Origin of the sequence: Lachnoclostridium phytofermentans (assembly GCF_000733755.1) — a bacterium.
GTDB classification, from domain to species: Bacteria; Bacillota; Clostridia; order Lachnospirales; family Lachnospiraceae; genus Lachnoclostridium; species Lachnoclostridium phytofermentans_A.
This window is the reverse complement of record NZ_JPOF01000002.1, coordinates 392199-405763: the sequence shown is the minus strand read 5'-3', so window position 1 is coordinate 405763 and position 13565 is coordinate 392199. Positions and strand designations below refer to the sequence as shown.

15 protein-coding genes are annotated in these 13565 nt (G+C 35.8%); 10 read left to right on the top strand and 5 right to left on the bottom strand.

All coding sequences use genetic code 11. The features are described from left to right. Positions 1-313: 313 nt before the first annotated feature. From sufU to sufC, 5 genes are all read right to left on the bottom strand, one after another. On the bottom strand, positions 314-736 hold the full coding sequence (sufU, locus tag CC92_RS0104405) for a Fe-S cluster assembly sulfur transfer protein SufU (protein WP_029504240.1): 423 nt from the start codon (positions 734-736) through the stop codon (positions 314-316). Next, entirely contained in the window at positions 702-1952 is a 1251-nt protein-coding gene (locus CC92_RS0104400; protein ID WP_029504241.1) for an aminotransferase class V-fold PLP-dependent enzyme, read from the bottom strand. The genes sufU and CC92_RS0104400 overlap by 35 nt, the downstream gene beginning before the upstream one ends. Positions 1953-2193: 241 nt before the next feature. Then, entirely contained in the window at positions 2194-3315 is a 1122-nt protein-coding gene (locus CC92_RS0104395; RefSeq protein ID WP_051650842.1) for a SufB/SufD family protein, read from the bottom strand. An 11-nt stretch (positions 3316-3326) separates the two neighbouring features. Further along, positions 3327-4739, bottom strand: coding sequence for a Fe-S cluster assembly protein SufB (gene sufB / locus CC92_RS0104390; RefSeq protein WP_029504244.1), 1413 nt, complete (start codon positions 4737-4739; stop codon positions 3327-3329). Positions 4740-4741: 2 nt separating this feature from the next. Continuing rightward, positions 4742-5485 (bottom strand): Fe-S cluster assembly ATPase SufC, encoded by a 744-nt coding sequence (gene sufC, locus CC92_RS0104385; protein WP_029504245.1) that lies wholly within the window; start codon positions 5483-5485, stop codon positions 4742-4744. 764 nt (positions 5486-6249) lie between these two features. Between sufC and CC92_RS0104380 the strand changes: the two genes are divergently transcribed. The 10 genes from CC92_RS0104380 (at position 6250) to CC92_RS0104330 (ending at position 13546) form a co-directional block, all read left to right on the top strand. Then, complete coding sequence (locus tag CC92_RS0104380; RefSeq protein WP_029504246.1) at positions 6250-6879, top strand: superoxide dismutase; 630 nt, start codon at positions 6250-6252, stop codon at positions 6877-6879. A 173-nt stretch (positions 6880-7052) separates the two neighbouring features. Then, positions 7053-7565, top strand: coding sequence for a helix-turn-helix domain-containing protein (locus CC92_RS0104375; RefSeq protein WP_029504248.1), 513 nt, complete (start codon positions 7053-7055; stop codon positions 7563-7565). A 55-nt stretch (positions 7566-7620) separates the two neighbouring features. Then, positions 7621-8409 carry an alpha/beta fold hydrolase gene (locus CC92_RS0104370; RefSeq protein WP_029504249.1) on the top strand — a complete coding sequence of 263 codons (789 nt, stop codon included), beginning with the start codon at positions 7621-7623 and terminating at the stop codon, positions 8407-8409. 158 nt (positions 8410-8567) lie between these two features. Then, positions 8568-8702: a hypothetical protein gene (locus tag CC92_RS23200; RefSeq protein ID WP_278245239.1), complete on the top strand. Its 135-nt coding sequence runs from the start codon at positions 8568-8570 to the stop codon at positions 8700-8702. Between the two features lie 25 nt (positions 8703-8727). Then, positions 8728-8946 (top strand): hypothetical protein, encoded by a 219-nt coding sequence (locus CC92_RS0104360; RefSeq protein ID WP_029504250.1) that lies wholly within the window; start codon positions 8728-8730, stop codon positions 8944-8946. 490 nt (positions 8947-9436) lie between these two features. Then, positions 9437-10117: an amino acid ABC transporter permease gene (locus CC92_RS0104350; RefSeq protein WP_029504252.1), complete on the top strand. Its 681-nt coding sequence runs from the start codon at positions 9437-9439 to the stop codon at positions 10115-10117. Further along, positions 10077-10754, top strand: coding sequence for an amino acid ABC transporter permease (locus CC92_RS0104345; RefSeq protein ID WP_029504253.1), 678 nt, complete (start codon positions 10077-10079; stop codon positions 10752-10754). The genes CC92_RS0104350 and CC92_RS0104345 overlap by 41 nt, the downstream gene beginning before the upstream one ends. 4 nt (positions 10755-10758) lie before the next feature. After that, positions 10759-11514 (top strand): amino acid ABC transporter ATP-binding protein, encoded by a 756-nt coding sequence (locus tag CC92_RS0104340; RefSeq protein ID WP_029504254.1) that lies wholly within the window; start codon positions 10759-10761, stop codon positions 11512-11514. 156 nt (positions 11515-11670) lie between these two features. Next, entirely contained in the window at positions 11671-12531 is an 861-nt protein-coding gene (locus CC92_RS0104335; protein ID WP_029504255.1) for a cysteine ABC transporter substrate-binding protein, read from the top strand. A 511-nt stretch (positions 12532-13042) separates the two neighbouring features. Next, the gene (locus tag CC92_RS0104330) at positions 13043-13546 is read left to right on the top strand and encodes a CarD family transcriptional regulator (protein WP_029504257.1); all 504 of its coding nucleotides are present in this window, start codon (positions 13043-13045) and stop codon (positions 13544-13546) included. The last annotated feature ends 19 nt before the right edge of the window (positions 13547-13565 follow it).

Genomic DNA, 13565 nt, shown 5'->3' with positions numbered 1-13565 from the left:
AACGAGAACGATATATATTGTAGATGTTTGGAAAGCTAATATTTAAGGCACTTTAAGAAGGTTATATCCCAAAACTTAGCATAGCAGATGGGTCAGTAATCTGATTTAGCAATAGTTTTATATAACATTCAAAGGCTTTGAGATACCTTATGGTTATTGGTTTTTCCAGTAACGGCAGGGATGTCAAAGCCTTTTTAATTTAAGCATTATTAGATTCACAACACTTAGGTTCACTAAAGATTAGTGTCAGAGCATTCAATCTTACTTAGATTGTAATTCTGGGATAAAGTAATGTGATATTATAGAGATCTTACTATGGCAACATCTCCTCTAACGTATGCCACCCAAGAACCGCACATTTTACCCTAGCTGGCATATGTGCAATGTCTTTTAAAGCAGTAGCATCTTCTAGGAGTTCGATGTCATCCTCTTCGGTTAATTCATTTCGAATCATACGCATAAAGAGAGAGATTAACTTCCGAGCTTCATGAATGTCCTTGCCCTCAATGATATCAATCATCATATCTGCGGAAGCTTGAGAGATAGCGCAGCCATAACCTGTAAACGCAGCTTCCATGATAACATTATCTTTTATTTTAAGTTCCAGTGTGATTTGATCACCACAGCTTGGATTAACCCCTTCTTTTGAATCGGTTGGTGCCTTTAGATGATGTTTGTGATAACCATTTCCATTATGTTCCTTAATGATTTGTGTATATACTTGTCTGAGATCCATAGCCAAGCCACCTCCTAACTTGTTTGATACTATTTAAAAAGAAATCGATCTCCTCTTTGGTATTATAAAAGGAAATACTAACTCTGTTGGTTGCATGTAACCTTAAGAATTCCATGAGTGGCTGCGCACAATGATGGCCAGCACGGATGGCGATTCCATCTTCGTTTAATATGGTGGCAACATCGTGAGGATGCACGTCTTTTACTTGAAAGGAAAGCACGCCATGGTGCAATTTTGCATCCGCAGGACCATATATCGTTACTTCGGGAATCTGCTTTATTCCATCCATTAGATACTGCATTAAATCTACTTCCGTTTGAATGATTTGCTCATAACCGATTTCAGAAACGTAGGAGAGAGCGCTTGCTAATCCAATTGCACCAGCTGCATTTTGCGTGCCTGCCTCAAAACGTTGTGGAACTTCTGCAAATTCAACACTGTCTTCATGAACAGAAGAAATCATTTCACCACCAGTAAGAAATGGGGGCATTGTGTTTAATAATTCATATTTCCCATAAAGAACGCCAATTCCCATTGGTCCATAGATTTTATGACCTGAAAATACTGCAAAATCGACATTCCATTTTTTCACATCAATCGGAGTATGTGCAATACTTTGAGCGAGGTCAAGTAAAACAACAGCGCCTTTTTCATGCGCCCTTTCAATAATAGCTTCCACTGGTGTCATAACTCCTAAAACATTAGATACATGAGTAATGGCAACAAGTTTAGTTTTATCAGTTAATTTTTGATTGATTTCCTCTTCGGATAGGATACCTTCGGAATCTGTATATAAATAACGTAGTGTTGCCCCTGTATATTTTGCAGCTAATTGCCAGGGTATTAAATTGCTATGATGTTCTAAGATAGAAATTAGAATCTCATCTCCCGGTTTAAGTACCTGCAGGGCATAACTATACATCACTAAATTAATGGATTCTGTTGTGTTTCTTGTAAATATAATTTCATTGTCCTTTGCATGAAGAAAGGAAGCTACGGTATGGCGTGCCATTTCATAGCTTTCTGTGGCAGCAATTCCAAGGTTATAAAAACCGCGCAAAGGATTGGCGTTACTTGTTTTATAATAATCTTCTTCCGCTTTTAGTACTTGTAAAGGTTTTTGCGTTGTTGCCGCATTGTCAAGATAAACTAAAGGTTTCTCATTCACTGTATAAGATGCTAAAAGTGGGAAGTCGTTTCTGTCAATTGTTTTCATATAGGAACCTCCAGGTGGGAAGTTGGAAAAAATCGAATTAATTGTTGCTTTTATATATTTTCAGCCAATATATAGTTAGAAGACATATCGAAAGGTAAATAAAAGTCTATCTTATAACCTATCAGAACTTCTATCATCAATCATAGAGTCTATGAAAGGCTTTATCTAAGAGCATATAAAAACATATACTAATTTTTTATCCAACATCCCATAAATTTATAGTTAAAATTCTAGCTAAAACTTAGATTTCCGATTTATTGGAAATCATAGATGGAGTTAATTTATCTGATATATAACTCTCAATTTTTTCTTTTAATAATTCATTCGGGATATGCGAATAGATGCTCTCAAACCTAGAACGAATCAAAAGCTGTTTGGATTCTTCTTCGGTTAAACCACGACTCATCAGATAAAACATTTGACTTTCCTTCAGATTTCCGATATTAGCAGCATGAGCACCAGAAACATTATCTTCCTCGCATAAAATCAAAGGTACCGATTTGTTCTTTATATTGGGACTAAGCAAAAGTGTTTCTTCCAATTCTTCCCCAGTCGCATAACTGCATCCTCGTTTAAAATCAATCGTAGCACGAAAAATCTTCCTACTCTCATCATCAAGACTTCCCTTTGCAATCATTTTACTTTTGCTATGTTTACCTAGATGTTTCGCCAAGTAGTTCATATCAATTTCTTGTTTCCCTGTACCAAGATAAATCGTCTGATTTTCATAAGAGGAAGAATCACTGCCTAAGATGACTTCACTACCAACAAAATTCTTGTTCGCACCTAATTCAATCTGAGTCACATCAATGCTTGCACCCTCATCAACATACCCAACAATCTGATTAAAATGTAAACTTTGATCGTTAAGAAGTTGTACCTGAATCAAATGAATCCTCGAGTTCTTCTTTGCGTATATATTAGTAATACTTCCATGAACACCAGCCACATCACTTGTGGATTGATAGTCTAATAAGATAGTGATTTCACTGTCTTCTTCCGTTAAAATATTCGTCTCATCCAATAAATAAGGATTGGTTTCATCTATGTTATAACCCAGATGAATTGGAGATGATATGATCTCCCCTGGTTTTGTATGAACCGAGAGAGTAGCATTCGCAGTTTGATTCATGAAATCAATAAGTTCTTTCGCATTCTTTCCATAAAAAGAACTACTTTGCATTTTAAATTCATAAAGCTCTTCACCTTTTAGATACAATTGATCAGGAATCGGAGTCTGTGTAAATGGAGTTACTGGTAACAAGGTTTTTGGAAGTGTAAGTTCTAGTGTACTTTGATTTACATTTAAGTGATTCCAGGTATTCACTGGAAGTTGATTTTTATAATTCATAACAGTTTTCATAAGACTCCTTTCTAGCCGATGGTTCCTTCCATTTCAAGAGATATGAGGTGATTCATTTCAACAGCATATTCGAGTGGAAGCTCTTTTGCAATTGGGTTTGCAAAGCCATTTACAATTAGAGCTCTTGCATCAGCTTCTCTTAGACCACGGCTCATTAGATAAAAGATTGCCTGGTCGCTAATTCGACCAATCTTTGCCTCGTGTCCAATATCAACTTGGTCCGTTTGGACATCGATTACTGGAATTGTGTCCGAACGAGAGATATCATCAAGCATAAGCGATTCGCAAGAAACTGAGGATTTACAGCCAGTAGCTTTTGGAAGGACGCGAACGGAACTACGGAAAGTACTTGCACCTCCATTTTTGGAAATCGATTTGGAACTAATGTTTGAGTAGGTATTTGGTGCACTATGCACGATTTTTACACCAGTATCTAGGGATTGACCTTCCCCTGCAAACGTAATTCCAGTAAACTCAGCACTTGCCTTTTCACCAGCCAAGATACTCATCGGATATAAGCAGGAGACATGGGAGCCAAAAGAACCGGACACCCATTCAATGTGACCGCCACGTTTTACGTGAGCACGTTTGGTATTTAAATTGTACATATTTTTGGACCAGTTCTCGATGGTTGAATATCGTAGTTTGGCATCTTCTTCAACAAACAGTTCCACGACACCGGCATGTAGACTCGCTACATTATATTTTGGAGCAGAACAGCCTTCGATAAAATGAAGGTCAGCCCCTTTATCAACAATAATTAAAGTATGCTCAAACTGGCCAGCACCAGCGGCATTCAATCGAAAGTAAGATTGAAGTGGTATGTCAACCTTAACACCAGGTGGTACGTATACAAAGGATCCACCTGACCATACCGCACCATGAAGAGCAGCAAATTTATGATCACGAGGAGTAATTAATTTCATAAAATGTTGTTTTATCATTTCACTGTAAGGACCATGAAGAGCACTTTCAATATCGGTATAGATAACACCCAACGCAGCTACTTCTTCACGGACATTGTGATAAACTACTTCGGAATCGTATTGAGCACCTACACCAGCAAGAGAAGTTCTCTCCGCTTGTGGAATGCCAAGACGTTCAAAGGTATTTTTTATACCATCCGGTACTTCCTCCCAAGAATCGCTCATCTTCGTGTTTGGTCGAACATAAGTAACGATGTTTTCCATGGATAATCCATCTAGAGAAGGACCCCAATTCGGTACGTTTAGTTTATTATATAGTTCAAGGGACGCCAATCGATGTAAAAGCATCCAGTCTGGATCATTCTTTTCTTTCGAAATCTGTTCCACAATATCAGCAGTAAGACCAGCATTTACTGTAAAATCAGGTTCTAAATTACAGGTTTCATCATAGATACTTCGTTTCACGTCATCTACATATGTCTTTTTCTTTTCCTTCATGCTTACACCTCCTCAAATGGATGGAAGCCTTCGGTATTCACTTTCGTAATTAGCTCAGGGCCACCAGTTGCGACAATTCTACCTCCGACCATAATATGCACGAAATCTACTGGTAACTCTTCAAGAATTTTCGTGTTGTGTGTAATGATAAGTAGGGAATTATCCTTGTTTAAATAATTCTTCACACCACTTGACACAGTCTTTACAGCATCAACATCAAGTCCAGAATCTGTTTCATCTAAGATTGCTAGCTTAGGATTTAGCATTAGCATCTGAAGAATCTCGGACTTCTTTTTTTCACCACCAGAAAATCCAACATTTAATTCACGAGAAGTATAAGCTTGATCCATATTCAATAGATTCATGTTTTCTTTTAGACGTTTCTGGAAGGCGAGAAGACGTTCCGAACTTTCACTCACAGCACTTGTGCTGGTACGAACAAAGCTAGAAAGTTCAACGCCAGGTACTTCTTCGGGTGCTTGAAAGGATAAAAAGATCCCTTTTCTAGCGCGAGTGTCTGGACTTTGTGTTTGTATGTCCTCCTCTTCAAATAGAAGAGAGCCTTCGGTCACTTCATATCTAGGATTTCCCATGATGGTATAGCCAAGGGTTGATTTACCTGCACCATTTGGTCCTAGTAAAACATGTACTTCGCCTTTATTTATACTAAGAGTAATTTGATGTAATATCTGAGTTTCATCAATAGAAACGGAAATCTTATGCATCCTTAATAAATTTTTTGTCATATCTATTACCTCCAATTAAGTGATATCTGAAATTTTTATAGAAGTGATTTCTATGCGAAATAATTATTTTCTTCCTTGCATAGTTAAATTTCTATAGGTTGTTTAATTCCTACAAAACTACTATGAATATACATTATAGTCCTATTTATTTAAAAAAACAATAGCAAATGATAATAAGAATCATTTACAGAAGATATAAGATTCCCCTTCTTTCGAACATGATTTGAGTGTCAAATTATCTAGTGAATGAGAAAGAGCTTGAACGAAGGGGTTAGTGCGGGTAATGCGACGGTATCTATATCCTCGTAAAGGGTTAATCATGCGAAGCTACGCGTATAGATCAAAATGTGTGCATAAAAGTATTTGCCCGGAAGTATAAAAAGCAAACTTTTATTCTTCTTTGAATGCTTGAACAACGGAATGAACCATATATTTAAAAAGCGGTAAAAAGTATTATCATATATAAATAATAATAATTATCATTTTCAGTATTGCATTATTTGGAATATGGTGATATACTATAGAAAAGTTAGTTATAGCTAACCAATAGATAAAAAATGAAAACTATAACAAACGAATATAAAGCCCTTGTGATAAATGATTTTGAAATGTGAAAAAGATAGGTTTAGTTAACGAGAGTAATATCAAATATCAAATAAGAAAAGCGAATAGAACAAACATCATCAAAGGCTATTATATAATATTTTTAATTTCAATTAGACAAACATGAATAATAAATATTATTTTAACAGGAGGAATTTATTATGAAAAATCAAAATTACCCGTTTCAATTAGAAGCTTTACCATATGCGTACGATGCATTAGAACCTTACGTAGATGCACTTACTGTGCAAATTCACCATGATAAACATGTGCAAGCTTATACAGATAATTTAAATAAAGCATTAGAAGGAAGTAAAGAATATCATTCCTGGTCCCTACTAGACTTACTTAGCCGCTTGGATGAGCTACCAGAGAATATTAGAGGTGCTGTTCGAAATAATGGCGGTGGTGTCTACAATCACGGACTATACTTTGAAGGAATGAGTAGCAGTGGTGGCGGTGAACCAGTGGAGGAATTAAAGGCAGCAATAAATAAAAAATTTGGTTCCTACGAGGAATTTAAAAAGAATTTTAAGGCTGCTGGACTTGGCCGATTCGGATCTGGTTGGGCATGGTTAGCTGTTGATAAGAGCAACGAACTAGTGATTGTCTCTACTCCAAATCAAGACAGTATCTTACAGGAGGAACTAAAGCCAATCTTAGCAATGGATGTGTGGGAACATGCTTATTATCTAAAATATCAAAATAGAAGAGCAGATTACATTGACAATTGGTTCTCAGTTGTAGATTGGAATCTTGCGAATGGGTTATATAAAAAGGCTATAGCATAAATAATAGACATAAACTAAGGGATTTGGTTAAACCAAATCCCTTAGTTTTCTATTATAAGGAGAAAAAGGATAGTTTCTAAATTACCACGTATTTTTATTAAGATACTGTTGAGCTTGACAATCTAAAAAAATAGATTATAATATAAAATTAGAACAATCCAAAAGGAGTGCCTATGGAAATTACAAAATTAATTATGAATCCAGCCAGATTACGTATTATCCAGTTTATTTCAGCTCGTTCCAGAGTTCGAATATCAGAGGTTATTGATTATTTAGAAGATATTCCAAGAGCTACAGTATATCATCATATGAAAATACTGGAAGAGAACAATATGATTGAAGTGGTTGAGGAAAACCGTATTCGTGGTACTGTTGAGAAGGTTTATACATTAAAACAACCAGAACTGATGTTAGAAAACGAAAACCCAATTGCATTATCAACAGCGTTTCATTTAGGACTTATGCAGGAGATGAATCAATATTTTAGTAAAGAAGATCGAGATCATAAAAAGGACAATGTCTTTTTTACCACTTCTTACTTGAATGTAACAGAGGAAGAATACAGTTATATTACAGGTGAAATTTTTAAGCTGATTACACCGTATATTACCAAATCTAAAACGAAAGACTGCAAAGTACGAAAACTGTCCATCGTATCTTCTCCACCAGAAGAGCAGGAAGGATAAAGTGAAATATAGATAGAGCAGGAAATGCACTAGCTGAAAGCTAGAAAGGAGAGATATGAAATTTCATGAACTAGGAAAAAAAGAAAACCCTGCTATTATGATGATTCACGGAGGAGGAGTTGCATGGTGGACATATCTGCGTCAAGCTAGAGTGTTAGCTGATAGATATTATGTGCTTCTCCCTACGTTGGATGGTCATGGGGAAGAATTTGCGACGGAGTATATCTCTACAGAAGATACGGCTGATAAATTGATGGATTATATCAACAGGAACTGCAATGGGCATTTATATGCATTATGTGGGGTATCTCTAGGCGGGCAGATTGTTATGGAACTACTTTCTAGAAAAGCGGACTTAGCAGAGAGGGCAATAATTGATGGAAGTATATGCTATCCGAATCCAGGGATGGCGAGATTTTCTATATTAATAGTCAAGGTATTTGGCTGGTTCCTCTTTGGAGAGAAAGCCTGCCGCCGCCAAATGTTATGGATGCCAAAAATGGTACCAGAAAAAATGTGGTATCCAGAGGAAATAAAAACATATTATATGCAAGATATGCCTAAAGTGAGAAAAGTTACACTCTGTAATATGTATTGCACCTATATGATGAGATATACCTTGAAAGAGGATATCAAAAATAGTACAGCACAGATTATGTACTGGTATGGGGAGAAAGAAGTAAGAAGCGTGAAAAAATCTGCACGGTTATTAAAGACTAAGGTACCTTCTTGTAAGATTTATGAAGCAAAAGGATTTGGTCATGGATACCTAGCATTATATCTTCCGGAAGAATGGTTAGCCATTGCAGAGCCATTTTTGAAAGAAGAAATTTTTTTAAGCTAATAATCTAAAAAAATATAATAATACAAAAAAATAGAATAAAAATATAATTTAATAAGATTAAGGTGAGGATATGACAAAACGTAGTAAGTGTTGGCTAAATGATAGGCTTCCAGATAGTTCTTTTGCTTAAAGAGTAAAAGAAAATATGGAGGTTCCGTATGAAGAAGCAAAACGAAAAAAAGTTTAAGAAGTCAGGGAATGACTGGACAAATAAAGAATTATTGAAAAAGAAAAAAGATACCTTTATCAAAGGAAAAGTCAATACAAAGGGTTTTCAATCGGGGTATAAATAGAAAAGAGAACAAGGAGTAAAGTAATATGAGTAAGTTAAATAATAAGTTATTTCGGAGTGTAGCTGCATTGACATTAGCATTGATACTTTTGGTAGCACTAAGGTGGTGGAACTTTTTTTCAGTGTCAAAGTGGGCTTGGATCGGCTTCCATATTCTGATGATGATCTTAATAGGAACTTTTGCGTTTAAGACAGTGTATTATGCAGCTATTATGATAAATAACAAGAAAATGGGCAGTCAATAGAAACAGTCTAGTAAATAAAGCATGATAGATAAAAATATGGAAAGCAGTGAGGTATTGACAAATGTTTCATCTAATATTATAGTAAACATATCAACATAGTATGAATACTATGAATTAAAAGGATAAGGAGAAATGAGATGAAAATGTACCACACAAATAATGAAAATCAGAATATTGGGTGTTGCTGTTGCTGTATGTGCCAAACTACAGCTTATTTGTGTGCACGCAATGGTATCTGAATTTCTATTCTTAGGTAGATAAGAGAAAGAGGAAAGAAACAGGTAACGAGTGTACTTGTTTCTTTTTTTTATGAGTAAATTGTATTATTTGGGAATAAAAATATTAGTTATGATAGGAGCAAAGCGCAAAATGGAATGTTTTATTGAAATGGAGAATAAGTTGATAAAACAAAGTTTTTCAACTGACAATTTGTGCAGTTGCATCTACTTAGCGGATGTTATTTATCAGAAGTTAGAAGGGGATTTTAACTATGGATTTTGAGTTTATACAAAGTTATATACCGCTTTATGTTGAGGCGGCAAAAATGACGATGAAAATATCACTATTTGGGATTGCACTAGCAACTTTGATTGGACTTCTCTGTAGTCTCATTAAGACATTGAAGATACCTATTCTTAAGTCAATAGTGATTATCTATATTGAGCTATCGAGAAATACGCCATTACTAATTCAGCTGTTCTTTTTATATTTTGGACTCCCCAAAATCGGTATCGTGCTTAGTTCAGAAAGTTGTGCGATCATCGGTCTCGCATTTCAGGGAGGAAGTTATATGGCAGAAGCGTTTCGAACAGGAATCGACAATGTGGCACCAATTCAATCAGAATCTGGGTTAAGCCTTGGATTCACAAAAAAACAAGTTTTTTTACACATAGTCCTTCCACAAGCAATTGCAACCTCCATTCCAGTTTTCTGCGCAAATATCATTTTTTTAATAAAAGAAACCTCGGTATTTAGTGCAGTAGCATTAGCGGACTTAATGTTTGTTGCGAAGGATTTGATTGGAATATACTACAAAACAGATGAAGCTCTTTTTATGTTGGTAATCGCATATTTAATCATATTATTACCGATATCTCTCATCTGTACATGGATTGAAAGGAGGGTCCGTTATGCAGGATTCGGGAATACAAGTCCTGTTTCAGGGAACTAACTTTTTGAGGTTATTAGAGGGGTTATTGGTATCACTCCGGATTTCTATTATCGCGATGGGGTTGTCAGTTGTTCTTGGAATCCCATTTGGAGTAATAATGACGAGCAAGAATATGATCATCCGATTTATTTCTAGAATATATCTTGAAACTGTCCGGATCATGCCCCAGCTAGTGTTATTATTTCTAGTCTACTTTGGAGCGGCGAAGCATGTCGGTGTAAACTTTTCCGGTGGAATGGCAGCAGTAATAGTATTTACGTTTTGGGGAACAGCAGAGATGGGAGATCTGGTACGAAGTGCTTTAATCTCTATTCCGGTACATCAGTATGAAAGTGGTTTTGCACTCGGGATGACCAAAATCCAAGTGCATTGGTATCTTATTATACCGCAGACAGTGAGAAGACTACTTCCATCACTAATGAACTTGTTAACAAGAATGATTAAAACAACATCCCTGGTTGTACTAATTGGAGTTGTTGAAGTGGTGAAAGTCGGAAAGCAGATTATCGATGCATCTAGGTATACAACACCTACAGCAGCCCTATGGGTGTATGGTGCTATCTTTCTAATGTATTTTGCCATTTGTTATCCATTTTCCATGGCATCTGCCTTATTAGAAAAAAAGTTAAAGGATTGAGGATATGATGAAACAAGAACAGATATTAAAGGTAGAACAATTAGTAAAATCTTATGATAAAAACAAACCGGTTTTAAAGGATATTTCATTTTGTCTAAAGAAAGGAGAAGTGGTGGTCATTGTTGGACCTTCCGGATGTGGAAAGAGCACCTTCTTAAGATGTATAAATATGTTAGAACCAATTGACTCAGGTACGATTTATTTTAAGGATCAAGTCATACGTAGAGAAGAAAAAAATGTCCATGAAATTAGACAAAAAATCGGAATGGTCTTCCAAAGTTATGATCTCTTCCCGCATAAGAATATTATTGGAAACATCCTATTGGCACCCTTAAAGGTGCAAAAGCGAACAAAAAAAGAAGTAGAATTTGAGGCAGAAGTATTGCTTGATAGAGTCGGTTTGTTGGATAAAAAAGAAGCTTATCCAAGACAGCTATCTGGTGGTCAAAAGCAAAGAGTTGCAATTGTACGTTCACTTATGATGCACCCAGAAATTCTACTTTTAGATGAAATCACAGCTGCGCTTGATCCAGAGATGGTAAGAGAGGTATTACAGGTAGTTCTAGAGCTAGCGAAAGAGGGAAATACCATGGTGATTGTAACCCATGAGATGGAATTTGCCAAGGCAGTGGCAGACAGAGTTTTGTTTATGGATGAGGGAGTAATCGTAGAAGAAAGCACCCCACAGGAGTTTTTTCATAGTCCCAAAACAGAGCGTGCTAAGCAGTTTTTAAATACATTTCATTATGAAGCGATATAACTAAACTTCTTCAGATAGGAAGAGATAGATAGAATGCTATAAAATTTGAAGTGATAAGGGAAATAAATTTCAACTTTAAAAGTAGTCATAATTAGTGCAAGAGCGCATAGTTACTATCAATAAAAAAGACGCTAAAGCGTCAGAAAAGAGGATTTTATGAAAAAGAAGATTATGGGAGCGATTTTAACACTAACACTGGTAGCAGGTATCCTTACTGGTTGTGGTCAGGCAAAAGAAACAACGACTAGTGCAACTGCTAAAGCAAGAACATTAGAAGATATTAAAAAAGACGGAACCATAAAAATTGGTGTGTTCAGTGATAAAAATCCATTTGGGTATGTGGATTCTAATGGTAATATTCAAGGCTATGATGTTTATTTTGCAAAACGTATCGGAAAGGATTTATTAGGAAGTGAGGATAAAGTTGAGTTTGTTTATGTGGAAGCAGCAAACCGTGTAGAATATTTAAAGTCTGCAAAAGTAGATGTTATCCTAGCGAATTTTACTGTAACAAAGGATCGTAGTGAGCAGGTAGACTTTGCACTTCCGTATATGAAAGTCGCACTTGGTGTTGTTTCACCGGATAATGCTTTAATCACTGATGTAGAACAGCTTAAGGATAAGACTCTAATCGTAGTAAAAGGGACCACAGCAGAAACCTATTTCATGGAAAATCATGCTGATATTAAGCTATTAAAGTTTGATGAATACCAAGAAGCATACGATGCACTGTTAGATGGAAGAGGGGATGCTTTCTCAACCGATAACACGGAAGTTCTTGCATGGGCATTACAAAACAAAGGATTTTCTGTTGGGATAGAGTCCATTGGAAGTATAGATACCATTGCACCTGCGGTTCAAAAAAGGAACACAGAATTATTAGAGTGGATCAACAGTGAGATTAAGGCGTTGGCAGAGGAACAGTTCTTCCACAAGAATTTTGAAGAAACCTTAAAGCCTGTATATGGTGATAATATAGATCCTGAAAACCTTGTAGTAGAAGGTGGAGAATTATAGTTATGTGGGCGAAAGCGTTGAAAGCTTTCGCCCACTTGACTATGCTGGCAATAAAAATAAACTCAAACTGGTGGTCTTGATTGTATCTAGGTATAATAAAGCCACTAACAATAGCTCATGATTTTAGACAGGTTTTTTCGCAATCAAAAGGTATCTGTGTAGAGGCTTCAATAACACCCTTTTCAACTAAAATCTGTTGCGCTTTCCATAGATTTTGAAAGCAAGTTTCCACAGAAAAATAAGGAAACTCCCACTTAATAATTCGCGTAAACTACACTAGTGCGCCTACATTGCTACTTGTTTGCCTACTGCATTCTAGATAAACTTCTATCTTTTCATTAGAAATTTGCACAAATAACGTGAGTGAAGATTGCGATAAAATAAATAAAAATTGTTTATAAATAAAAAATAGCTTACATAATCATAAAATTTCTGATAAAATAAAGATAGAAAGATTCATATTGAAGAGCTTGACTAATGAAAACGATAGCGATGTAAAGGAGGATATCATATGTTTCAAATAGGTGACATTATTATATACGGTACAAGTGGTGTTTGCATCATTGATAATATTGGTCCTATCGATTCACCAAGTGCATCGAAAGGACGAACTTATTATACTCTTCATCCTTATTATTCTGAGAGAAATACGATTTTTACACCAACAGATAATAAGAAAGTCCAAATGCGTTCCATTCTATCCAAAGAGGAAGCAACTTCTCTTATTAATAATATACAGGAAATTAAATGTGTATGGGCAAACGATGAAAGAGGAAGAGAAGTGGAGTATAAAGAAGCAATCAAACAATGTGATTGTAAGCAATTATTAAAGATCGTGAAGTCAATTTACTTTAGTAGAAAAGAAAAAATTGCAGAAGGGAAGAAAGTTCCAGCAAGAGATGAGAAGTATTATCATATGGCAGAAGAATCGTTATATGGTGAACTAGCGTTATCTCTTGGACTAGAGATAGATCAGGTAGAGGAATTAGTACATTCAAAGTTGGAAGAGACTTAATATAACCTCATCAGGGAAG

Coding starts and splice junctions, on each gene's coding strand:
- sufU (WP_029504240.1), bottom strand. CDS start 736: ATGGATCTCAGACAAGTATATACACAAATCATTAAGGAACATAATGGA.
- CC92_RS0104400 (WP_029504241.1), bottom strand. CDS start 1,952: ATGAAAACAATTGACAGAAACGACTTCCCACTTTTAGCATCTTATACA.
- CC92_RS0104395 (WP_051650842.1), bottom strand. CDS start 3,315: ATGAAAACTGTTATGAATTATAAAAATCAACTTCCAGTGAATACCTGG.
- sufB (WP_029504244.1), bottom strand. CDS start 4,739: ATGAAGGAAAAGAAAAAGACATATGTAGATGACGTGAAACGAAGTATC.
- sufC (WP_029504245.1), bottom strand. CDS start 5,485: ATGACAAAAAATTTATTAAGGATGCATAAGATTTCCGTTTCTATTGAT.
- CC92_RS0104380 (WP_029504246.1), top strand. CDS start 6,250: ATGAAAAATCAAAATTACCCGTTTCAATTAGAAGCTTTACCATATGCG.
- CC92_RS0104375 (WP_029504248.1), top strand. CDS start 7,053: ATGGAAATTACAAAATTAATTATGAATCCAGCCAGATTACGTATTATC.
- CC92_RS0104370 (WP_029504249.1), top strand. CDS start 7,621: ATGAAATTTCATGAACTAGGAAAAAAAGAAAACCCTGCTATTATGATG.
- CC92_RS23200 (WP_278245239.1), top strand. CDS start 8,568: ATGAAGAAGCAAAACGAAAAAAAGTTTAAGAAGTCAGGGAATGACTGG.
- CC92_RS0104360 (WP_029504250.1), top strand. CDS start 8,728: ATGAGTAAGTTAAATAATAAGTTATTTCGGAGTGTAGCTGCATTGACA.
- CC92_RS0104350 (WP_029504252.1), top strand. CDS start 9,437: ATGGATTTTGAGTTTATACAAAGTTATATACCGCTTTATGTTGAGGCG.
- CC92_RS0104345 (WP_029504253.1), top strand. CDS start 10,077: ATGCAGGATTCGGGAATACAAGTCCTGTTTCAGGGAACTAACTTTTTG.
- CC92_RS0104340 (WP_029504254.1), top strand. CDS start 10,759: ATGATGAAACAAGAACAGATATTAAAGGTAGAACAATTAGTAAAATCT.
- CC92_RS0104335 (WP_029504255.1), top strand. CDS start 11,671: ATGAAAAAGAAGATTATGGGAGCGATTTTAACACTAACACTGGTAGCA.
- CC92_RS0104330 (WP_029504257.1), top strand. CDS start 13,043: ATGTTTCAAATAGGTGACATTATTATATACGGTACAAGTGGTGTTTGC.